Source organism: Kitasatospora sp. NPDC058184 (genome assembly GCF_042883725.1).
Classification (GTDB): domain Bacteria; phylum Actinomycetota; class Actinomycetes; order Streptomycetales; family Streptomycetaceae; genus Kitasatospora.
In genome coordinates, this window is sequence record NZ_JBHVVE010000019.1 from 77764 (window position 1) to 100246 (window position 22483).

Genomic DNA, 22483 nt, shown 5'->3' on the forward strand with positions numbered 1-22483 from the left:
CCGCCCCCGTGGTCGCATTCCCGCAGGTTGGACGCGTTCATGACGTCTTTCCTACGGGTCGGAACGACCCTTGACGGCGCAGGGCTTCTCTGCCAACCTCTCGGCAGGTCTGGACCATGATCGGCCTCTTCGACGGGGAGAGGACCGACGGCGCTCCGGCGGTGCGCAGGGGGGATCTGCGGGCCGGGCAGGTCGAGGCCGGGGGGCGGCCCGTCGGCCGCGTCGCCAGAGCATCCGCGGCGTCGGCCACGTCGGCGCCCGGCCACGGGGAACGCACCATTCACCGACTGCCGAATCGAGCCGCACATGCCACACTCCCTCCCCCCGCACGCCTCGCCCTTCCAGCGGGGCATCTGGGTCACCGAGCGCCTCGGCGGCCACCACGGGGTGTTCCACATGCCCGTCCTGCTCTCCTTCGACCGGGTCGACGCCGACGCCCTCGCCCGTGCCGTCTCGACGGTGACGGCACGGCACCCCGTGCTGTCCCAGGTGTTCGTGGAGCGCGGCGGGAGCCTCGTCGCGGAGCCCGGCACCGCCCCGGTCCTCGACGTGGTCGACGCCTCCGAGGACTGCGCGCAGAGCCGGGAGAAGCGGCTGGCCGAGGACGCGGCACGCCCGTTGGACCTCCAGGCGGGCCCGTTGGCGCGGTTCACCCTCTACCGCGGCCGCGGTGAGGCGGCGGAGCTGCTCGCCGTCGTGCACCACGCGGTCTTCGACGGGGAGTCGAAGGACGTCCTGGTGGCGGACCTCGCGGCGGCCTACGCGCAGGCCCTGGGCGGGCCCGCCCCGGCCGCCGACCGGAGCCCGTCCACGCCCCCGGCCCCGCTCGACCCCGACCTCGTCCGCCGGGCGGCGGACCGGTACGGCCCGCGGTGGGCCGCGGCGACCGAGCCCGTCCTCCCGGGACTGCCGCACGCCGTCACCGCCCCGGCCTCCGGAGCCTGCGCCACGTGGCGGACGGACGCGCGCGGCCGGGCCGCCGTGGCCGAGGCCGCGGAGCGCTGCGGCGTCACCGTCTTCGAGTTCCTGCTCGCCGCACTGCACGCACTGCTGCTGCGCTACGGCGGCGAGGCCGTCCCGGTCTCCGTGCCGCTGTCCGTCCGGACGCCCGAACAGGCCGGGGAGATCGGGCTGTTCGTCAACGAGCTGCCGGTGCACGCCCCGGCCGGGGTGGGCACCGGGACGTCCTTCGCCGAGTACGCCCGGGCCGTGCGCGCCGAGGCCCGCGGCGGGTACCCGTTCCGCCCCGTGCCCTTCGGCGCGGCCGTCGGCGGCCTCACGCCGCGCGCCGGGCTGGCCCCCGTGTCGTTCGGCTACCGGCGCGCCCGCGCCGTGGACCCGGTGTTCCCGGGGAGCACCGTCCGGGTGGACCGCACGGTGTTCAACGGCGCCGCCCGCAACACCCTGCACCTCCAGGCGGTCGACACCGCCGACGGGCTCGCGTTCTCGCTCCAGTACGCCCCGGCGGTCCTGTCGCCGGACGCCGCGGACCGCGTCGCCGGGCACTACACGGCGCTGCTGGAAGCCGCGACGACCACGCCCGAGGCGCCGCTGAGCGCCCTGCCGGTGCTGGGCGCGGAGGAGCGGTACCTGGTGACGGACGGGTGGAACGCCACCGCCCGCTCCTACCCGCGCGAGCGCACCGTGCTGGACCTGGTGCGGGAGCGGGCCGCCGAGACGCCGGACGCCCCCGCCGTCAGCGCGGGCGCCGCGAGGCTGACCTACCGGGCGCTGGTGGAGCGGACCGAGGAACTGGCCGCCGTCCTGCGCGGGGCCGGGGTCGGCCGGGGCGACGTCGTCGCCCTGCACCTGGAGCGCTCCGCCGACCTGCCCGCCGTCCTGCTCGCGGTGCACGCCGCCGGGGCCGCCTACCTGCCGCTCGACCCCGGACACCCCGCCGAGCGGCTCGCCTTCGTGCTCGCCGACTCCGGCGCTGCCCTGCTGGTCGCCGACCGGGAGCCCGCCCCCGACGTGGTGGCGGCGGCACCGGCCGTCCTCCGGCTCGGGAGCGCCCGCGCCGAGCCGGGGTCCGCGGCGGCGCCGACCCCGCCCGGCGACCTCGCCTACGTGCTGTACACCTCCGGCTCGACCGGGCGGCCCAAGGGGGTGGAGATCGGGCACCGGGCGCTGGTGAACCTGCTGACCTCCTTCGCCGAACGGCTGGGCTCGGGGCCCGGGGACGTCTGGCTCGGCCTGACCTCGCTCTCCTTCGACATATCCGGGCTGGAGATCCTGCTGCCACTGGTCACCGGCGGTCGGCTGGTCCTCGCACCGGAGGGCGCCGCCCTGGACGCGCCCGGAACGGTCGGGCTGGTCCGGCGCGAGGGCGTGACCCACCTCCAGGCGACCCCCGCGGGCTGGCGCGTGCTGCTCAGCGCCGGGCCGCTGCCGGCCGGGCTGACCGGGATCGTCGGCGGGGAGGCCCTGCCGCTGCCGCTGGCCCGCGAACTCCGCGGCTCCCTCCAGCGGTTGATCAACGGGTACGGCCCGACCGAGGCGACGATCTACGCGACCTGCGCCGACGTCCCGGCCGGACCGGAGGCCGTGGTGATCGGCGGGCCGGTCGCCAACACCCGGGCGTACGTCCTGGACGCGGACGGCCGGCCGCTGCCGATCGGGATCCCCGGCGAGCTCCACCTGGGCGGCGACGGCGTCGCGGACGGCTACCGGGGCCGCCCCGAGCTGACGGCGGAACGTTTCGTCGAGGACCCGTTCGCCGGAACCGGCGGCCGGATGTACCGCACCGGTGACCTCGCGGCGTGGACGCCGGACGGCGAACTGGAGTTCCACGGCCGGATCGACGACCAGGTGAAGATCCGCGGCCACCGGATCGAACTGGGCGAGATCGAGGCCGCGCTGCTCGACCACCCGGCGGTCGCCGCGGCCGCCGTCGCCGTGTGCGGGCAGGCCGAGGGGGACCCCGCGCTCGTCGGCTACCGGGTGGCCGCACCCGGTGGCGAACCGCCGTCCGACGCGGACCTGCGGGACCACCTGCTGCGCACCCTCCCCGCGGTCATGGTGCCCCGGCAGTTCGTGGCCCTCGACCGCCTGCCGCTCACGGCGAGCGGCAAGCTCGACCGGCGCGCCCTGCCCGCGCCGCCGCGTACCGCCGCGGCCGGTCCCGTGGCGGCCGACGAGGTCACCGCGGGCGTCCTGGCGATCTGGGAGGAGGTCCTGGGCGCCTCCGGCATCGGCCCGGAGGACGACCTCTTCGACCTCGGCGGGCACTCGCTGACGATCATCCAGATCACCGCCCGGATCCGCGCCGCGTTCGGGGTCGAACTCGACTTCGACCTGTTCTTCGACGCCTCCACCCCGGCCGCCCTGGCCGCCGTCGTGCGAGAGCGGCGTTGACCGCCGCCGACCGCCCTTCCGCGACCGCTCCGCTCCACGCCCGAATGGACTGCCGATGACCGACACCCGGGACCTGCCCGCAGACTGGTCCGCCGCCAAACGATCCCTCCTCGCCCAGCGCCTGCGGGGCGCCGCGGCCCCGGTGCGGGTGGTCGAGCCCCGCCCTGCGGACAGCGCGCCGCCACTGTCCAGCGGACAGGAACGGCTCTGGTTCATGGACCAGTTCACGCCCGGCGCGACCGCGTACACGCTCGCCCCGGCCCGGCGGCTGCGCGGGCCGCTGGACCGCCCGGCGCTGGACGCCGCCCTGGCCGCCCTGGTGGAGCGCCACGAGGGGCTGAGGATGACCTTCCCGGTCACGGAGGACGGCAGGGCCGAGGTCCTGGTCGCCGAACCGGGCCCGTTCCCCGCCGAGTTCGTGGACGCCTCCGACGACCCCGACCCGGGACGAAGAGCCGCGGACGAGATCGGCGCGCTCGCCGCCAGACCCTTCGACCTCGCGAGCGGCCCCCTGCTGCGGGCCCTGCTGGTCCGGCTCGCCGACGAGGACCACGTCCTCGCCCTGGTCATGCACCACATCGTCGGCGACGGCTGGTCGATCGACATCCTCAACCGCGAACTGGACGCGCTCTACGCCCGGTACGCCCACGGCGCCGACGCCGGACTCCCGCCGCTCCCGGTGCAGTTCGGGGACTACGCGCGCTGGCAGCGCGACCGGCTGGACAGCGGCGCCCTGGCCGACTCCCGCGCCTACTGGCGCACCGAACTCGCCGACGTCCCCGCCCTGGAGCTGCCCGCCGACCGACCCCGGCCGCCGCTGCTCGGCTACGACGGCGCGGCCGTCGAACTGCACTGGAGCCCGGAGCTCGTGCACGCCCTCGCGGAGTGCGCCCGCGCCCGCGGGGCGTCGACGTACATGGTGCTGATGGCCGGGCTCCAGGCGCTGCTCGGCCGGCACGCCGGACAGCGGGACTTCGCGGTCGGCTCGGCCGTGGCCGGCCGGCTCCACCGCGAACTGGAGGGCGTGGTCGGCGCGTTCGTCAACATGCTGCCGATCCGGGCGCGGCTGGAGGAGGGTCTCACCTTCGGGCAGCTCGTCGGCCGGGTGCGGGAGACGACGCTGAACGCCTACACCCACCAGGAGGTGCCGTTCGAGCAGATGGTCGCGGACCTGGACATCGAGCGGGACGTCAGCCGCTCGGCGGTGTTCCAGGTGACCTTCGCCTTCCAGAACTACGGCGACCGCGCGGCCTCCGCCGCACCCGCCGCCACCGCGGAGGGATTCGGGCACGCGGCCACCACCAGCCACGCCGACCTCGCGTTCTACCTCCGGGAGAAGAAGGACGGCGGGCTCTTCGGCCTGATCACCTACCGCACCGACCTCTTCGACGCCGACACCGTGCGCCGGCTCACCGAGCGCTTCGAGGTCCTGCTCACCGCGGCCGCGGCCGATCCGGACCGGCCCGTCGAGGACCTCCCGCTGCTGACCGCGACCGAGCGCGCCGACGTGCTCGACCACTGGGCGGCCGGCCCGGACCTCCCCGACGGCGGGCCCCGGACGCTGACCGCGCTGCTCGCCGCCGCGGCCCGGCAGGCGGGCGACCGCCCGGCCCTGGTCTTCGAGGACGCCACCGTCACCCACCGCGAACTCGACACCAGGGCGACGGCCCTGGCCCGGCGGCTGCGGGCGCTGGGCGTCCGGCCGGACGACCGGGTGGCGGTGTGCCTGGAGCAGTCGCCGGACCTGGCGGTCGCGCTGGTCGCCGTCCTGAAGGCCGGCGGCTGCTACCTGCCACTGGACCCGGAGCAGCCGCCCGCCCGGCTGTCCCACCTGGTGGCGGACGCCGACGCGCGCGTCCTGGTGACGGACTCGGCGCTGCGGGAACGCTTCCCCGCGTACGGGGGCGCGGAGCTGCTCGTGGACCGCGCCGCCCCGGCGCCGGACGACGCCCCGGACGACGCGCCGCTCCCGGAGGCCTCCGGCCCCGACGACCTCGCGTACGTCATCTACACCTCCGGCTCCACCGGGCAGCCCAAGGGCGTCGCGGTGCAGCACCGCGAGATCCTCAACTACCTGGCCGGCGTGCGGGACCGGCTGCGGATCGAACCCGGTGCCCGCTACGGCCTGCTGCAGTCCCTGTCCTTCGACTTCAGCATCACGATGCTCTACCTGGCGCTCACCACCGGCGGCCAGGTCCACCTGCTGCCCCGCCGCATCGCCGGCGCCGAACTCGCCGGGCACATCGAGGCGTCGCGGCTCGACTACCTCAAGATGACGCCCTCCCACCTGGCCGCGCTGTCCGCCGACGCCCCGCTCGAGCGCCTGCTGCCGCACCGGGCCCTGGTGCTCGGCGGCGAGGCCTCGTCCCGGGCCTGGGCCGCCGACCTGGCCGGCCTCGGCCGGTGCGCGGTGTTCAACCACTACGGCCCCACCGAGGCGACGGTCGGCGTCACCGTCCACGAGGTCCACCCGGAGGACCACGGCCCGGGGAACACGCCGATCGGCACCCCGCTCGCGGGCGCGCGCTGCTACGTACTGGACGGCGCCCGGCGGCCGGTGCCGCCCGGCGTGACCGGGGAGCTCCACCTCGGGGGGCACCGGCTCGCCCGCGGCTACCTGGGCCGCCCCGACCTGACCGCGGAACGCTTCCTCGACGACCCGTTCGCCGCGCCGGGCGGCCGGATGTACCGCACCGGCGACCTGGCCCGCTGGCGGACGGACGGCACGCTGGAGTACCTCGGACGCGCCGACGACCAGATCAAGGTCCGCGGCTACCGGGTCGAGCCCGGCGAGATCGAGGCCGCCCTCACCGCGCTGCCCGGCGTGACCCAGGCCTTCGTGACCGTCCGGGGCGAGGGGATCAGGCAGAACCTCGTCGCCTACCTCGAACGCCCGGGCGGCGGAACCGCCCCCGCCCCCGCCGAACTGCGCGCGGAGCTCGGCGCCGTCCTGCCGGACTACATGGTCCCCGCCCGGTTCGTCGTCCTCGACCGGCTGCCGCTGCTGGCCCACGGCAAGGTCGACCGCAAGGCCCTGCCCGAACCCGAGGACGCCGCCCCGGCCGCCGGCCGGGTGGAGCCCGAGGGCGCGACCGAGACGCTGATCGCCGCGATCTGGGCCGAGGTGCTCGACGTCGCGACGGTCGGCGCCCTGGACGACTTCTTCGAGATCGGCGGGCACTCGCTGCTCGCCACCCAGGTCGTCGCCCGGCTGCGCCGCGCCTTCCCCGACCTGCCGACACCCGTCGGCGTGATGGACCTCTTCCGCTTCCCGACCGTCCGCCAACTCGCCGCGCTCGTCGCCGACCCGGCCGCCGACCGGGGGCCGCGGGGCCTGCTGCACCGCCTCACCCCCGAGCGGCGCCGCACCACCGGAAGCGTCGTCTGCACGCCCTACGGCGGCGGCAGCGCCCTCATCTACAAACCGCTCGCCGACGCCCTGCCGGAGGACTGGGCACTGCACTCCGTCGCCGTCCCCGGACACGAACTCGGCGAGCAGCCGATGGACGTCGACGAGGTCGCCGACCGCTGCGCCCGCGAGATCCTCGAGAACGTCGAGGGCCGGATCGTGCTGTACGGGCACTGCGGGGTCGGCGTGCGCCTCGCCGTCGAGATCGCCCGCCGGGTCGAGGCCGCCGGCCGCGACATCGACGCCGTCCACCTCGGCGGCATCTTCCCCTTCGCCCGGCCCAAGGGCCGCGGCGCGGCGGTCGGGGAGCGGTGGGCCGAACTCCTCGACCGGCTGCGCAGCGACCAGGACATGATCAACGGGCTGGCCGCCGCCGGCCTGGACACCGACGAACTGGACCCGGAGCAGCTGCGGCTCATCGTCCGCAACCGCCGTACCGGCACCAAGGACGTCGAACGGTACTTCACCCGGATGTTCGCGACCGAGGGCGGCCGGATCAAGGCCCCGGTGATCGCGGTCTGCGGCGACCGCGACCCGGCCACCGAGTTCTACCAGGAGCGCTTCCGCGAGTGGCACCGGATCGCCGACACCACCGCGGTCGTCGTCCTCGACGAGGCCGGCCACTTCTACCTCAAGTACCGGGCCGCCGAACTCGCGGCCGTCGTCACCGGCGTCCACCGGTCGATCGCCGCGGGGGAGGAGGACCGCCACCGCCGCACGGACAGCGCGACCTGGTGGCTGGCCGGGCTCTCCCGGGACGCCGGACGGCCGGCCGCGGACGGGGACCGGGCGTCCGTCCGCCCCACCATGCGCCGCTTCCTCACCGTCGCCTCCGGGCAGCAGGTGTCGATGATCGGATCGGCGCTCACCGAGTTCGCCCTCCCGGTCTGGATCTACCTGCGCACCGGCTCCCTGGCCCAGTTCGGACTGCTGGCCGCCTGCGGCCTGGTGCCCGGCATCCTCGCCGCCCCGCTCGCCGGCGCGGTCGTCGACCGGGGGGACCGGCGCCGGACCATGCTCCTCGGCGACCTCGCCGCCGGACTCACCCAGGCCCTCCTGCTCCTGCTGTACGCCACCGGCGGCCTCCAGGTCTGGCACGCCTACGCGCTCATCGCCGTGCTGTCCGCCGCCCTCTCCTTCCAACGGCTCGCCTGGAACGCGGCGGTGCCGCAGCTCGTCCCCAAGCGCTACCTCGGCCGCGCCAACGGCGTGGTCCAGATGGCCTTCGGCCTCGCCCAGTTCCTCGTCCCGCTGTTCGCCGTCGGGCTGCTCGCCGCGATCGGACTCGGCGGCATCCTCGCCCTCGACGTGGCCGGCTACGCCGTCGCGGTCACCGTCACCCTGGCCGTCCGGTTCCCCGACCTGATGGGCTCCACCCGCCGGGAGAGCATCGCCGCGGAGATCCGCGAAGGCTTCCGCCGGGCCCTGGGCAGCAGGCACTTCCGCGCGATGCTGCTGTACTTCGCCGTCCTGAACGTCTTCCTCTCCCCGCTGTTCCTGCTCACCACCCCGCTCGTGCTCTCCTTCGCCCCGCTCTCGGCGGCCGGCTGGGTGTCGACGGCCGCCGGCCTCGGCGCCGTGCTCGGCGGGATCACGCTGGTGGCCTGGGGCGGACCGCGCCGCCGGAAGCTGCGCGGGGTGCTGCTCGCCACCCTGGTGGTCGCCGCGGCCTGCCTGCTCACCGGGCTGCGCCCGTCGATCTGGACGGTCGCCCTCGGCGCGTTCGGCATGACCTTCGCGCTCGCCCTGCTCAACGGCGCCTACGCGACCATCGTGCAGACCAAGGTGCCGCTGCGCTTCCACGGCCGGGTGATCGCCGTGAACACCATGGTCGCCTGGTCGACCCTGCCGGTCGGCTTCGCCGTGGTCGCCCCGTTCGGCCCCGGACTCCTCCAGCCGCTGATGGACCACGACGGCGCCCTCGCCGGCAGCGTCGGGCGGCTCATCGGCACCGGCGACGGCCGCGGCATCGGACTGCTCTACCTGCTGTTCGGCCTCGCCATGGCGGCCCTCGCACTGGTCTGCCTGGCCGTGCCCGTGCTGCGCCACTTCGACCGGGACGTCCCCGACGCCGAGCCCGACGACCTGGTCGGCCTCCAGACCATCCAGGACCGGGCCGCCGAAGCCGCCGCGCCCACCCTCCCGCACCGCTCCGAGACCGAGGTGACCGTCCGGTGACCACCACCGCCACCGCCATCCACCCGCTGACCGCCGAACAGCGCCGGCTCTGGTTCCTCCAGCAGGTCCACCCGGACGACGCCGGCTTCAACATGTACCTCAACCGGCGCTGGACCGGGCCGATCGACCCCCGGGCCCTGCGCACCGCGCTGGACCGGCTGACCGCCCGCCACGAGATCCTGCGCACCCGCTTCGCGCCCGAAGGACCCGACGAGGCGGAGCCCGTCCAGCTGGTCCAGCCCCCGGCCGCGACCGACCTGGTCACGATCCGCCTGCCCGAGGGCGCGACCGAGCAGGACTTCACCGACGCCTGCCGCCCGTACGTCAACGCGCCGTTCGACCTCGCCGCCGCGCCGCCGCTGCGCGCGACCCTGATCAGCGCGGGCGAGCGGGAACACGCGGTCAGCGTGGTGGTCCACCACATCGTCGCCGACGGCTGGTCCTTCCGCACGATGTGGCGCGAACTGCTCGCCCTCTACCGCGAGGCGATCGGCGAGGAACCCGCGGAACTGCCGGAACTCGCCCTGCAGTACGGCGACTTCGCCCGCGCCGAACGCGCCAGGACGGGCGGGGAGGCGGGCGAGGAGGCCTTCCGGTTCTGGGCGGACCGGCTCGCCGGCACCGGAGCGCTGCGCCTCCCGTTCGACCGGCCGAGACCCTCCAGCCCCACCAGACCCGCCGGTTTCGTCACCGTCGACCTCGGCCCCGAGCTGACCGCCGCCCTCGACCGGACGGCCCGGCAGGAGCGGTGCACCCCCTTCATGGTGCTGCTGGCCGGCTACCAGAGCGTGCTCGCGCGCTGGACCGGCTGCCGGGACTTCGTGGTCGGCACCCCGCTGGCGGGCCGCACCGAGGCGGCGCACGAGGCGCTGCTCGGCTACTTCAACCGCACCGCGGTGATCAGGTCGGACCTCACCGGCGAGCCCGGCTTCCGCACCGTGCTGAAGCGGACCAGGTCCGCCGCACTGGCCGCGCTGAGCCGTCCCGACGCCCCGGCCGAGCGGCTCGCCGCCCACCTCGGCCTGCCCGCGGACACCGGAGCCGGACCGCTCTACCAGGCCGTCTTCGTCCACCAGAGCCAGAACGACCTGGCGGTCGGCTCCGGCGAGCCGGCCCTGCCCGAGGGCGTCCGGACGACCGGCATGGACTCCGGCTTCGACCAGGCCAAGACCGACCTGCTGCTCGACAGCTGGCGCACCCCCGACGGCGGGATCACGCTCTCCTTCTGCTACGACCGCGAGCTGTTCGACCGGGGGACCGTCGAGGCGCTCGGCGACCGGTGCCGCGAGCTGTACGCGCGGATCGTCGAGGACCCGGAACTCCCCCTGCACGGCGACTGGTTCGTCGGCGCCGAGGAGCGGGCGGCGCTGCTCGCCCTCGGGGCGGGCCCGGCCGCTCCGGCCGCCGCACGGACGGTGCTGGAGCGGTTCGCCGAGCAGGCCGCCGCCCGACCGGACGCGCCGGCCCTGGAGTGCGACGGACGGACGCTGTCCTACGCCGAACTCGACCGGCGGTCCACCGAACTGGCCCGCCGGCTCGGCCCGGTGGCCGACCGGGTGGTCGCGGTGTCGATGGCGCCCTCCTTCGACCTGGTGGTGGCCCTGACGGCGGTCTGGAAGGCCGGTGCCGCCTACCTCCCGCTCGACCCGGCCCACCCCGAGGAGCGCCGCGCCCTGATGGTCCGGGAGGCCGACGCCGTCCTCACCCTCACCGGCACGGACCTGCCGGGGGCGGGGACCGCCGACCTCGCCCCGCCCGACCCGCGGGCCCTCGCCTACGTCCTCTACACCTCCGGGTCCACCGGGGCGCCGAAGGCCGTCGCGGTCGACCACCCGGCGGTCTCCGCCCGGGTCGACTGGATGGCGGGCCCGGACGGCTACGCGCTGGGCCCCGAGGACCGGATCGTCCAGTTCGCCTCCCTCGGCTTCGACACCCACGTGGAGGAGCTCTGGCCGGCCCTCGCGGCCGGGGCGTGCGTGGTGCTCCTGCCCGGCGGCGGCCGGACCCTGCCCGACCTGCTGGCCGGTCCGGCCGGCCGGACCGTCACCGTGCTCGACCTGCCGACCGCGTACTGGGAGGAGCTCGTCGGCCTGGACGACGGGACCAGCTGGCCGGACGCGCTGCGCCTGGTGGTCATCGGCGGTTCCGAGGCGCGCGCCGGTACGGTCGCCCGGTGGCGTCGGCGGTACGGGGACGCGGTCCGGCTCGTCAACACGTACGGCCCCACCGAGGCCACCGTGATCGTCACCGCGGCCGAGCTGACGGCCGCCGACGCCGACCGCCGGCCCTCGCTGGGCCGCCCGCTGCCCGGCGTCAGGCTCCACGTGCTGGACGAGCACGGCGGACTGCTGCCCCGGGGCTCCGAGGGCGAGCTGTACATCGGCGGCAGCGGCCTGGCCCGGGGCTACCTGGGCCGGCCCGACCTGACCGCGACGGCCTTCGTGCCCGACCCCTTCGCCGGCGGCGTGATGTACCGCACCGGGGACCGGGCCCGGTGGCGGGCGGACGGCCGGCTGGAGTTCCTGGGGCGCGGCGACGCGCAGCTGAAGCTCCGCGGCTACCGGATCGAGCCCGCCGAGATCGAGTCCGCGCTGACCGCGCACCCGGGCGTCGCGCAGGCCGCCGTGCTGGTCCGCGACGGCCGTCGGCTGCTGGCGTACGCCGTCCCGCGCCCGGGGGCCGAGCCCGGGCCGGCCGAGCTGCGCGAGCACCTCGCCGTACGGCTTCCCGCCTACATGGTCCCGGACGCCGTCGTCACGCTGGCCCGGCTGCCGCTGACCCCGAACGGCAAGCCCGACCTCGCGGCCCTGCCCGACCCCGGGCCGGCCGCCGGGTCGGGTTACGTCGCGCCGCGCACCGACGCCGAGCAGCTGGTCACCGAGCTGTGGCAGGAGGTCCTCGGAGTGCCGCGGGTCGGGGTGTTCGACGACTTCCTCGCGCTGGGCGGGGACTCGCTCCTGGTCACCCGGGTCGCCGCGCGGATCCGGGCCGGGATCGGACTCGACATCCCCATCCGCGAGGTGTTCGAGAGCAGCACACCGGCCGCCCTCGCGGCCCGGATCGAGGCGCTGCTGATCGCCGAGATCGACGCGCTCAGCGAGGAGGAGGCGGCCGGGCGCCTCTCCGGCTGAGCGGGCGGCCGAATGGTCCGGGGGTGCGGCCGGTGACGGCCGCACCCCCGCTTGCCTCCTGTCAGATGCCGGCCGCCCCGGCCAGCGCCGCGGCGAGGTCGTCGGCCAGCGCCGACACCGTCGCCGCCTCGAAGGCGTGCTCGTTGTACCGTAGCCAGCACCGCAGCGCGCCGTCCGGCTGCTCGGTGACCGCCAGCTCGGGGACGTGCCGGTCACCGCCCGGCAGCGGGTACGGCACGGTGGCGTTGCGGGGCAGCTCCCAGGCCGCGCAGGCCACCCCCGGCAACTGGGCCGGCGCGCTCCAGTTCTCGTACCGCAGCCAGGCCGCGAACGGCACCAGCGGGCTGAACTCCGCGAACGGGTAGAGCTGGTGGTCGAGCGCCGTGGTGGCGGCGGACCGGACGCGGTCGAGCAGTTCGGCGAACCCCGGCGCGCCCGACACGTCCACCCGCACCAGCAGCGACTGCACGAAACAGCCGACCGCCCGCTCCGCCTCCGGCCGGGTCCGCCCGGGCACCGGGGTCATGAGGACGAGGTCCGGCTGTCCGCTGCGGGCGGCCAGCAGGCCGCTCCAGACCGCCGCCACCGCGAGGAACGGCGTGGCCCCCAGCTCCGCCGCCCTGGCCCGCAGCGCGTCCGCCGCCGCCGGGGGCACCGTGAACGCGTGGGCGGCGCTCAGCACCACCTCGGTGTGCCGGCGCCCCGGGAAGGGGTCGACCGCGGCGGGCGCGTGCGCGAGCGCCGTCCCGAAGTGCGTCCGGGACGCCGGCCAGTGGGCGTTCGACCACTCCACCAGCTCGCCGTACTCCGGGCCGGACCGGGCGGCCGGCACCCGGCGCCCGTGGCACAGCGCCGAGTACGCCACCCCCAGCTCGCGCAGGAGCACCCCCAGCGACCAGCCGTCGCTGACGAGGTGGTGGACGGCCAGCAGGACGACGTGGTCCGCCGGCCCGCGGCTCACCACGGCCAGCCTGGTCATCGGCCCCGCGGCGACGTCCGTCAGCCGGTCGCGCACGGCGACCAGCCGCGCCGACACCTCGTCGTCGCTCGCGCCGGGCGCCTCCACCAGCACCACGTCCGCGTGCGGTTCGTCGTCCAGGACGGCCCGCAGCACCCCCGGTTCGGCGCCGGGCACCGGGACGAACCTGGTCCGCAGCGCGGGATGGCGGCGGATCGCCTCGTGGAGGGCGTCGGCCAGGACGTCCGTCCGCAGGCCCTCCGTCACCCGGAACATCACTGCCACCGCGCCGACGTTGCGGCCCGGGGCCTCGGCCATCCAGCGCAGGAAGTTCTCCTGCTGGGAGGTGAGCGGCAGGTCGTGCGGCTGCGCGCGCAGCGAGCGGAGGAAGTCCGACACCTCGGCCCCGGACCGCTCCGCCGGCTCGGCCGGGGCGACGTCGGCCCGTTCCAGCCAGGCCGCCTGGGCGCGGAGCGAGGGGCGCTCGAAGACCAGCGCCGTACGGGCCGCCACACCGAACTCGGCGGAGATCGCGGCGGCCAGCTGGACGGCGCGGAACGAGTCCCCGCCGAGGGCGAAGAACTCCTCCTCCACCGCCCGGACCGGCCGGCCCAGCACGGCCCGCCACAGGCCGGCCAGGGCGAGCTCGCGTTCCGTCTCCGGGGCCCGTCCGGTCGTCGGGGCGGGTTCCTCGAACGCGGCCCGCAGCTCGTGCTTGAGCACCTTGCCGCTCGGGTTGCGCGGCAGGGAGTCCAACACCAGGACGCGCACCGGCAGTTCGGGCCTGGCGAGCCGCTCGCTCAGGAACAGCCGCAGGCCGTCGAGGTCGATCCCGTCCGGTCGCGGGACGACAGCGGCGACCGGCACCTGTCCCATCACCGGGTGCGGCAGGCCGAGCGCGGCCGCGTCGGCGACCTGCGGGTGTTCGTGCAGCACGGCCTCGATCCGCAGCGTGGAGACCTTCAGCGCACCGGACTTGACGATGTCGCTCTCCCGGTCGACGAGGTGGAGGTAGCCGTCCCCGTCCAGTCGGCCGAGGTCGCCCATCCGCACCCAGCCGTCGCGGAAGACGGTGTCGGAGGCCGCCCCGGCGTACCCGCGCGGCGGGCCGGGCTGGCGCAGCCAGATCTCGCCGGTCCCGCCGGGCGGCACCGGCTCCCCGGCCTCGTCCAGGATCCGCAGGTCGGCCGGGTCGGTCGGGCGGCCCAGCGAACCCGGACGGCCCGGGTCCACCACCGCGGAGATCTGCGCGGGGGCGGCCTCGGCCGAGGTGTAGGTGTTGACGACCGTCGCCTTCGGCAGGGCGGCGGACAGCCCGGCGGCGACGGCGGGCGGGAGCGCGGCGGCGGTGGACCCGACCAGCCGGACGCTGCCGAGGTCCCGGCGGTCGGCGACCCCGGAGTTCAGCAGTTCCACCGCCATCGACGGCACCAGGAAGACCGTGCCCGCGCCGGACTCCTCGACCACCCGCCCGAACTCCTCGGCGTCGAAGCGCGGCAGGCAGATCGTCGTGGGCTGCGCGGTCAGCGCGTTCACCAGCACCGCCTGGGCGGCGTTGGTCCCGATCGGGAAGGCGTGCACCGCGTGCCGCGAGTGCGCGTACGGGCGGGGGCGGGGGTCGAGGACCAGCCCGGCGGTCAGGCTCGCGTGCGCGGCCCGGACGCCCTTCGGGGTGCCGGTCGTGCCCGAGGTCCCGATGACCTGGGCCAGGTCCCCGGGGGCGACCCGGTGCGGCGGCTCGTCCGGCGTGTCGAGACCGCCGAGGCCGTCGAGGCCGTCGAGCGCGAAGGTGGGCAGCGCGGTGCGCGGACCGCTCCCGGCGACCGCCCAGCGTGCCCCGGCCGCCTCGACCAGCCGCTCCACATCGGCCGGGGCCAGGTCCTCGCGGATCACCAGCCCGGCCGCACCCGCGTAGTGGGCGGCCAGGAACGCCACGGCGTACGCGTCCCACTCCCGGTTGGTGAACAGCAGCGCCACCGTGTCCCCGGGCCGCACGCCGGCCCCGGCCAGCCCGTGCGCGGCCCGCACCGCCCGCTCGCGCCACCGGCCGTAGGTGAGGCTCCCGCCGCCGGGCACGAGCAGTGCGGTGCGTTCGGGATGGAGCGCCGCCCGGTGGTCCAGGAGCGCCGGGAGGGTGAGCGGAACGGAGGCGGGTCGGGCGCTGATGACGACTCCCGGAGGCGTTCGGAGCGTGGCGGAACGATGCCACAGGAAGATCGCCCGCTGATTGGTCCAGACCGTATCGGACTGGTCGAGGCGTGCGCCAGATCCGTCTCACAGATCGTCACGACCCGCTGTGCGCGCGCCCGGAGCGCCCGCCCCGCCGCCGTCAGGAGGGCGGCCTCGGCTGCTCCGGCCAGCCAGCCGTCAGGCGCCCGCGCTCCTGCCACTGCCGTACCCCCGGCCCGCCCGGGTCGCCCCGGCGGCAGAACTCCTCCAGCCGGGCGCACCGGGCGAGCATGGCGGTCCGGCGCCGCGGCCAGGGCGGCACCGGCTGCCCGTACGCGTCGAAGAGGTGGTGCAGGGCGCCCGCCCGGGCCGGGTGGTGCATGCGGACGATCCACTCGCACCAGGCCAGGTCCTCCACCGGCTCGCTGAGATGGGCGAACTCCCAGTCCAGAAGGCCGGTGACGGCGAAGGTCGCCGGGTCCAGCAGCAGGTTGTTGGGCCCGAAGTCCCCGTGCGCCAGCACCGAACCCGGGGGCGCCGGACCGTCGCCGGCCACGCCGGGGTCGACAGCCTGGAGCCGTCGCAGCACCCGCCCGCAGGCGGCCAGGACCTGCGCGCCGTGCCCGGCGTCCAGCAGGTCCTGCGCGGGCACTCCGGGCAGGTGGCCGAGCGTGATGGCGCCCTGCTCGGTGCCGAGCACCGGGGGAACCGGCAGCAGCCCGTGCAGCAGGGTCAGCAGTCGGTGCTCGCGCCGGCGCCGCTCCTCGGCGTCCGGCCCCTCGTACCGTTTCACGACGACCGTGCCGTCGCCCGCGGTGCGGTTGGTGTAGCCGTGGGGGAGGGGCCGCAGCCCGGACGGGCCGTCGCTCACCCTTGCCACTCCTCGGCGAGCAGCCCGAGCACCAGCTGGTCCACGAACTCCCCGTACGCCCAGGCGGCTTGGCGCAGCCGCCCCTCGATGGTGAAGCCGGCCGTGGCGGCGGCCCGGAGCATCGGGGTGTTGTCCGCCAGGGTCTCCAGCTGGAGGCGGCGTAGGCCGAGCACCGGGAAGGCGTAGTGGCAGAGCACCCGCAGGACGTCCGGGGCGAGCCCGCGCCCCCGGTGGCCCGGCAGCAGGGCGAGGCCCAGGTGGGCGCTGCGGTTGTGGGCGTCGATGCCCCACAGCAGGGCCTCGCCGGCCAGCTCCCCGGAGGCCGTCTCGACCACGGAGAAGCAGGCGGCCTCGTCGGACGGCCCGGGAACGACGTACGGGGAGTCCGCCGAGCCGGGCGGGATGGGCCGCCAGGGCCGGGTGTCGGCCCGGGCGCGGGTCGCCACGTCGTCGTACAACTCGGCCAGGAGGACCGGGAGGTCGGCGTCGTGACGGGCCCGGAGGGTGATGCGGCTGCCTTGTAACATGTCACATGTTTACCATCGGCGGGACTGTCGCATCCAACGGGTTTTCCGGTGCCGACCGGCTTGCCGGGGCCGGAAGCCCCCTCCGGGATCGCGAGGCCGGGCCGACGGCCGGTCAGGTGGCCCGAGCGACGGAGGCCACCAACTCCCTTGCTCTCGGAGCGGGTTGATGATTCCCATTCTACGGTGGTGTGTTCCCGCCCCGCACGGTTCACCCGGACGGCGCCGTGTGTTGCCCCTCGAGAGGAACGCGGCTCGATTACAAGGTTTGTATGAGAAACATCCACTACGGAACCGGTGGAATCGCCGCCTCGGCCGCCCTGGCGGCCCTTCTCGTCTGCGCCCCGCACCAGGCGTCTGCGGCCCCCGGAATCCACACGTTCGACTACAAGGGCGCGCCCGAGCAGTACGTGGTCCCCGAAGGGATCTGCGAGCTGGTGGTGCAAGCCTCCGGCGGTGCGGGAGGGAACGCCGTCTACGGGTCGCCCGGCGGGAAGGGCGGTCAGGTCCGAGCCACGGTCCAGGTCACGAGCGGTCAGGTGCTGACCGTCGACGTGGGGCAGGCGGGCAGCGGAGGAGACCTCTCCGTCCCCGGCAGCCTGGCCTACGGCGGGTACGGCGGCGGCGGCCAGGGCGGCTCCTCCAACACGGAGCACCGGCCCGGCAACGGCGCCATCGGTGCCGGCGGCGGAGGCGCCACCACCGTGACGACGGGTGGCAGCGCGCTGATCATCGCGGGTGGCGGCGGCGGAGGTGCCGGCAGTTTCACCAACGACGGAACCGCGTCCGGCGGCGCCGGCGGGCAGGCCGGAACCGACGGGGCCGACACCGGGCAGAGCGCGGCGGGCAAGGGCGGCAAGTCCGGCGGAAACGGGGGAGCGGGTGGCGCGGGTGGAACCGCCACCACCGAGTTCGACCACGACGGTTTCGCGGGCGGCAGCGCCACCGGCACCAAGGGCGGCGACGCGGCCGTCAACATCGGCGACCCCCACATGGGCGCCGGCGGCGGAGGCGGCGGCGGGGCCCACGGGGGCGGCGCCGGCGGCTCCTCCACGGCGACCACGCTCGACGGCGGCGGGGGAGGCGGCGGCTCCAGCCTCGGTCCGGCCGCCGCGACCTTCACCACCGGAGCGCGCAGCGGCAACGGGGAGGTCGTGATCGAGGAGGTCGCCTGCGCCTCCCCCTCGCCGTCCCCGTCCCCGTCCTCCTCGCCCTCCCCCTCGCCGTCCCCGTCCTCCTCGCCGTCCCCGACCGCCTCTCCCACCCACTCGCCGTCCCCGACGGCTTCTCCCACCCACTCGGCGTCCCCGACGACCGGCCCGAGCCACTCGGCGTCCCGCGGCCCGTCGCCCACGGGCGGCCCGAGCCACCACCACTCGCCCGGTCCGGTGCCCGGCCACGGTGGGGGCCAGCTCCCCGAGACCGGGAGCAGCACACCGGCCCTGCTGATGAGCGCCCTGCTCTGCGTGGGCGTCGGTGTCGCCGTGTTCCGTCTCGCCCGCCGGAACGGCCGCCGACGCTCCTGACGCCGGGGTGGCCCACGGAGCCCACCCGCTGCATGGGAAGTCGGCCGGTCCGACTTCCCGTGCAGCGGAAGCCCGTTGTGCTGATAGCGGTCCTCCGCGTCCGTCGCCTCAGGTCGTCGGGCCGAGGCCCTCCGAAAGGGCGACGGCCTCCTCCGGCGCCCCGGTGCGCACGACCGGCTCGCCGCAGGTCCGACGCCTGTGGCCTCGTCGCGTGTTCGCCTCGATCATCGCGACTGGATCCCCTTGCTCAAGTCGGCTCGTCGAACCGGATGTTCCAGGTCTCTTCCGGCGGGCATCCGATCTCCCCGCGCCATGTGGTCGGTTGTCATTTTTCGGGGCCGGGGCTGCGCCTCGGGTCACACGCCGGTCGTGATCCCCACCGCCTCGGCGAGCTCCAACGTCTCCGCTCGCATCGCGCGCGGAGACTTCCGCCACAACTCGGCCGCGACCGAACGAGCCTGGGGTGTGAACCGGACCGTCTCCGGGCTGATCCGCAGCGCGATCCCCATCACGTGCAGCGCGGCGGTCCGGTCGCCCCGATGCATGTGCGACCGGGCCGCATCCACCCACAGCCTGGTTCGGCGCTCCGTCGACGGGATCGAGTCAGGGTCGATCTCGTCCGCCAGCGACAGTGCCTTGCCTGAGCTCCGCAGCTCGGTGGAGACGCTGACCGCGTGCAGGTCGACGTTCGCCCGCCCGAACACCGTCGACAGCTCGGTGTACCCGGCCGGCAGTGACTTCGCGACCTTGTCGGCCGTGTCCCAATGGTTCCACGCCATCCCGTCCCGGCCGTCCCGTGCCTCGGTGATCGCCGCGTGCAGGTGCAGCGCCCCGTACAGGCCCCGCCAGTGCTGCGGTCCGTCGGCGAGGTGCGGGCGCAGCCGGTCGGCTGCCGTGGTCACCATCAGCATGGCGCCTTCGTGCTCACCGACGGCGCGCATGGTGTTCGCGAGGTTCCATGCGGCGGCGCCCATGGCGGCCGGGTCGTCGGCGTCGGCGGCGGCTGCCATGGCACGGTCGCCGAGCATCCACACGGCCTCTGCCGGGCCGATGTACGCAATCACCTGCTGCGCGAGCCGGTACGCGGAGGCGAGCCCCACCAGTGCGGTGCGGCGGTCGTCGCCGCCGGCCGAGCGGGCCAGCGCCTCCCCGTGCCGGATCAGGTCCGGGGCGATGTTCCCGACGGCGGTCCGGTTGTTCGCCGCCTGGTGCCACAGGCGCCACCCGGCATCGACATCGGCGGCGTAGGTCGCGGCCGTCATCCCCGCCGGGACCGGTGCCGGCGGCCGGGTTCCGCGTTCGAGGAGGGTCGACCAGATGGCGGTCGACGCGGGGTGGAACAGCCGGCCGGTGCTGACCGGCTGCGCGGCCCCGGCCGGTCCGGTCAGCACTGACAGATCGGTCACGTCGAGTGCGAACGCAAGTTTGAGCAGTATCGCGTGACTGCTGATCGCGCGTTCTCCGTTCTCGATCTTCTTGAGCCAATCAGTGCTGCGGCCGACCAGGCCGGCGAGCACGGGGCGCGTCATCCCGCGACGCTCGCGCATGATGCGGATGCGCTCACCGGGGGTGAGCTCCTCGGGCAGATCGGACATGTGCATCTCCTCGGCTGGGCGCCGCCATCGGGAAAGTGCCTCAACCGGACGAACACCCGGTGGCGACAGCCGTTCCACGGTAGGGCGGCGGGCAGTTGGGGCACCAGGCTCCGCTGCGGGTGAACGCCGGTACACGGTGGGTGAGGGGGACAGGGTGTCCCCCTCACCCACGAGCCGTCACCGTACGATTTCGTTGCGTCACTCAGAGCAGTGCGGGTGTTGTCCGCAGGGGAGCCCGGTCCACGGACAGGCGTCCCGTGTGCGGCCGTCGGCACCACCACCGATCCTCGCCCCCTGGGAGGACCGGTCCGAACGAGAACGAGGGAGCGCCACCATGTCCGTCCTGACCGACCGACTGCCCACCCTGAACATGGGCATCGACACCGAGCCGTCCGGCCCGCTCGCCACCCGACCGTTCGGGCTCGACGCCGTCACCAACCCCGTGACCGTCATGCCGCTGCCCCCCGTCACCGTCGACCCGCACACGCAGCTGTCCCTGATCGACGGTCGCGTGGCCCTGGACATGCCGACCATGGAAGGGTCGGGGTGCCAGACCGAGAGCGACGGCCAGACCGTGATCAGCGTCGACTTCGACCAGAACGACGACTGATGACCCACGGCACCGGGAGCACGCGGGGCGTCCCGCCCCGCGTGCTCGTCATCACCCACGATCTCGACCCCACCGCCGACTACGTCCTGCGTGAGCTCAACGCCCGAGGCGTTCCGTTCTGGCGCACCGATGTGGCGGACTTCCCGCAGCGCATCACCATGCGTGCCGAGCTGCGGCCCGACGGCGCGTGGGGCGGCGCCGTCGTCGGGCCCCTGCGAGGGATCGACCTGTCCGAGCTCACCTCCGTGTGGTGGCGCAAGCCCACCACGTTCCGATTTCCCGGCAGCATGTCCGGCCCGGAACAGCGGTTCGCCGCAGGGCAGGCGAAGCGCGGGTTCGTCGGCGTCCTCGGCTCCCTGCCGCAGGTGCTGTGGGTCAACCGTCCCGAGCGCAACGCCGACTGTACGAAGCCCGCACAGCTCACCGCCGCCGCGGAGTCCGGCCTGCAGGTCCCGGCCACCCTGGTGACCAACGACCCCGGCGCGGTGCGGGACTTCGCGGACCGGTGCCGGGGCCGGATCGTCACGAAGGTGCTCGGCGGGATCGTCCACACCGAGAACGGGCAGCGCGGGCAGATCTACACCACCCGCGTTCCCGCTGACCGGTGGGACGACCCGCGGGTGGCCCTCACCGCGCACCTGTACCAGCAGGAGATCACCGACAAGGCTTACGAAGTCCGCGTGACCTGCGTGGCCGGCCGACTGTTCCCCGTCAGGATCGACGCTCCGGACGGTCCCGGACGGCTCGACTGGCGCACCGACTCCAAGCGCCTCGCATACTCCCTGATCTGCCTCCCCGTGCCCATCCGGACGGGCATCCTGGACATGCTGTGGCGCCTCGGACTCGTCTATGCCGCCGTCGACCTGATCGTGGACCAGGTCGGAACGCACTGGCTGGTCGACGTGAATCCGGGTGGGCAGTGGGCGTGGATCGACTGCACCCGCGATGCCATCACCACCGCCTTGGCCGACCTGCTCCAGAAGGGCACCTTGTGACCACCACCGCCGAGCCGACTGCCGACGCCCTGCGTGCCGCACTGGTCGACGCGCTCACCGCCGACGGCTCCCTGGCCGACCCCGCGTGGCAGCGCGCGTTCCGCGACGTCCCCCGCCACTTGTTCGTGCCGTACTTCTACCGGCAGGGCCCCGACGGCCGGCAGCAGCGGATTGCCGGCGACGACCCTGACCACGCCGCCGGGTGGCTGCGGGCCGTCTACGCGAACCGGCCCCTCGTCACCCACCTGATCGGCGGGAACGCCGCGTCGTCGTCCACACAGCCGTCGCTGATGGCCGCGATGCTGCAGGCGCTCGGCGACGATGTCGACGGCCCGGTGAAGGAGATCGGTACCGGCACCGGTTACAACGCCGCACTGCTCGCCCACCGCTACGGCTCCGATCGGGTCGTGACCGTCGACGTCGACCCGGACGTGACGGCCGAGGCCCGGCGCCGGCTCGACTCGACGCCCTATCGGCCGACCGTGGTCACCGCCGACGGGGCCACCCTCACCGATGCGGGTGGCCCGTTCGGCGCGATCATCGCCACCTGCGGGCTCGACCACGTCCCGACGACGTGGCTGCAGGCGCTCGCGGGGGGCGGTGTGATCGTCGCTCCGCTCGGCGCGGGCGTCGTCCGCGCGGAGAAGACGGGTACCACCGAGGCCGGCGGCCGGTTCCTGCCGACCGGCGCCTACTTCATTCCCTTGCGCACGGTCGGGGGCAGCGGCGTCATCCGCCGCCCGGCCCTGCCCACTGTCGGCGCACGCCCGTCGGAACTCGGCCCCGACGTCGTCGTGGACGAGCACTTCCGGTTCCTGGTGAGCATCGCCCTCGGCCCGCTCGGATGGAACTACGACCTGAACGACGGGCGGCCGGTCGGCGCCCGCCTGTGGGACGGCGCGGGATCGATCGCAGAGCTGCGGCCCGACGGCTCCGTGGCCGAGGCCGGGCCGCGCCTCCTGTGGTCCGAGGTCGAAGCAGCCCACCGCCTGTACGCCGCGAACGGCCGCCCGGCCCGCGAGCGTTACGGGTTCAGCATCACCAGCAGTGGGCAGCGGGTGTGGCTCGACCGGCCCGACGGGCCGTACTGGCCGCTGAACCCGGGGTGCTGACTGGCGTCCCCCGAACGCCCGGAGGCCCCGGTGGGCGGCGTACCGCCCACC

11 protein-coding genes are annotated in these 22483 nt (G+C 75.2%); 7 read left to right on the forward strand and 4 right to left on the reverse strand.

Annotation, left to right across the window (positions count from 1 at the left end):
• The first annotated feature begins 306 nt into the window (after nt 1-306).
• The 3 genes from ACFVXH_RS30255 to ACFVXH_RS30265 are packed head-to-tail and all read left to right on the forward strand — an operon-like array spanning nt 307 to nt 12072.
• A complete protein-coding gene (locus ACFVXH_RS30255) occupies nt 307-3354 on the forward strand; it encodes an amino acid adenylation domain-containing protein (protein WP_387828933.1) in 3048 nt (1015 codons plus the stop codon).
• A 55-nt stretch (nt 3355-3409) separates the two neighbouring features.
• Nucleotides 3410-8941, forward strand: a complete 5532-nt coding sequence (locus ACFVXH_RS30260; RefSeq protein ID WP_387828935.1) for an amino acid adenylation domain-containing protein — start codon at nt 3410-3412, stop codon at nt 8939-8941.
• Entirely contained in the window at nt 8938-12072 is a 3135-nt protein-coding gene (locus ACFVXH_RS30265) for an amino acid adenylation domain-containing protein (RefSeq protein WP_387828937.1), read from the forward strand. Before ACFVXH_RS30260 ends, ACFVXH_RS30265 begins: the two co-directional genes overlap by 4 nt.
• Nucleotides 12073-12133: 61 nt before the next feature.
• Here the strand turns inward: ACFVXH_RS30265 and ACFVXH_RS30270 are convergent, their stop codons facing one another.
• The 3 genes from ACFVXH_RS30270 to ACFVXH_RS30280 form a co-directional block, all read right to left on the reverse strand.
• On the reverse strand, nt 12134-15247 hold the full coding sequence (locus ACFVXH_RS30270) for an AMP-binding protein (protein ID WP_387829014.1): 3114 nt from the start codon (nt 15245-15247) through the stop codon (nt 12134-12136).
• Nucleotides 15248-15359: 112 nt separating this feature from the next.
• The gene (locus tag ACFVXH_RS30275) at nt 15360-16070 is read right to left on the reverse strand and encodes a phosphotransferase family protein (RefSeq protein WP_387828939.1); all 711 of its coding nucleotides are present in this window, start codon (nt 16068-16070) and stop codon (nt 15360-15362) included.
• Entirely contained in the window at nt 16067-16597 is a 531-nt protein-coding gene (locus tag ACFVXH_RS30280; protein ID WP_387828941.1) for a GNAT family N-acetyltransferase, read from the reverse strand. The genes ACFVXH_RS30275 and ACFVXH_RS30280 overlap by 4 nt, the downstream gene beginning before the upstream one ends.
• Nucleotides 16598-16866: 269 nt before the next feature.
• On the opposite strand from ACFVXH_RS30280, the gene ACFVXH_RS30285 reads away from it, so the two are divergent.
• Nucleotides 16867-18120, forward strand: a complete 1254-nt coding sequence (locus tag ACFVXH_RS30285; protein ID WP_387828943.1) for a hypothetical protein — start codon at nt 16867-16869, stop codon at nt 18118-18120.
• 356 nt (nt 18121-18476) lie between these two features.
• Here ACFVXH_RS30285 and ACFVXH_RS30290 read toward each other — a convergent pair whose 3' ends face one another.
• A complete protein-coding gene (locus tag ACFVXH_RS30290) occupies nt 18477-19715 on the reverse strand; it encodes a helix-turn-helix domain-containing protein (RefSeq protein WP_387828945.1) in 1239 nt (412 codons plus the stop codon).
• Nucleotides 19716-20049: 334 nt separating this feature from the next.
• Between ACFVXH_RS30290 and tgmA the strand changes: the two genes are divergently transcribed.
• The 3 genes from tgmA to ACFVXH_RS30305 are packed head-to-tail and all read left to right on the forward strand — an operon-like array spanning nt 20050 to nt 22432.
• Nucleotides 20050-20325 carry a putative ATP-grasp-modified RiPP gene (tgmA, locus tag ACFVXH_RS30295; RefSeq protein ID WP_074003132.1) on the forward strand — a complete coding sequence of 92 codons (276 nt, stop codon included), beginning with the start codon at nt 20050-20052 and terminating at the stop codon, nt 20323-20325.
• The gene (locus ACFVXH_RS30300) at nt 20325-21320 is read left to right on the forward strand and encodes an MvdC/MvdD family ATP grasp protein (RefSeq protein ID WP_387828947.1); all 996 of its coding nucleotides are present in this window, start codon (nt 20325-20327) and stop codon (nt 21318-21320) included. Before tgmA ends, ACFVXH_RS30300 begins: the two co-directional genes overlap by 1 nt.
• Nucleotides 21317-22432 (forward strand): methyltransferase domain-containing protein, encoded by a 1116-nt coding sequence (locus tag ACFVXH_RS30305; RefSeq protein WP_387828949.1) that lies wholly within the window; start codon nt 21317-21319, stop codon nt 22430-22432. The genes ACFVXH_RS30300 and ACFVXH_RS30305 overlap by 4 nt, the downstream gene beginning before the upstream one ends.
• Nucleotides 22433-22483 lie beyond the last annotated feature (51 nt).

Excerpts from the sequence above, each read along its gene's own strand:
- ACFVXH_RS30255 (WP_387828933.1), top strand. The coding sequence starts at position 307 with ATGCCACACTCCCTCCCCCCGCACGCCTCGCCCTTCCAGCGGGGCATC.
- ACFVXH_RS30260 (WP_387828935.1), top strand. The coding sequence starts at position 3,410 with ATGACCGACACCCGGGACCTGCCCGCAGACTGGTCCGCCGCCAAACGA.
- ACFVXH_RS30280 (WP_387828941.1), bottom strand. The coding sequence starts at position 16,597 with ATGTTACAAGGCAGCCGCATCACCCTCCGGGCCCGTCACGACGCCGAC.
- ACFVXH_RS30285 (WP_387828943.1), top strand. The coding sequence starts at position 16,867 with ATGAGAAACATCCACTACGGAACCGGTGGAATCGCCGCCTCGGCCGCC.
- ACFVXH_RS30290 (WP_387828945.1), bottom strand. The coding sequence starts at position 19,715 with ATGTCCGATCTGCCCGAGGAGCTCACCCCCGGTGAGCGCATCCGCATC.
- tgmA (WP_074003132.1), top strand. The coding sequence starts at position 20,050 with ATGTCCGTCCTGACCGACCGACTGCCCACCCTGAACATGGGCATCGAC.
- ACFVXH_RS30300 (WP_387828947.1), top strand. The coding sequence starts at position 20,325 with ATGACCCACGGCACCGGGAGCACGCGGGGCGTCCCGCCCCGCGTGCTC.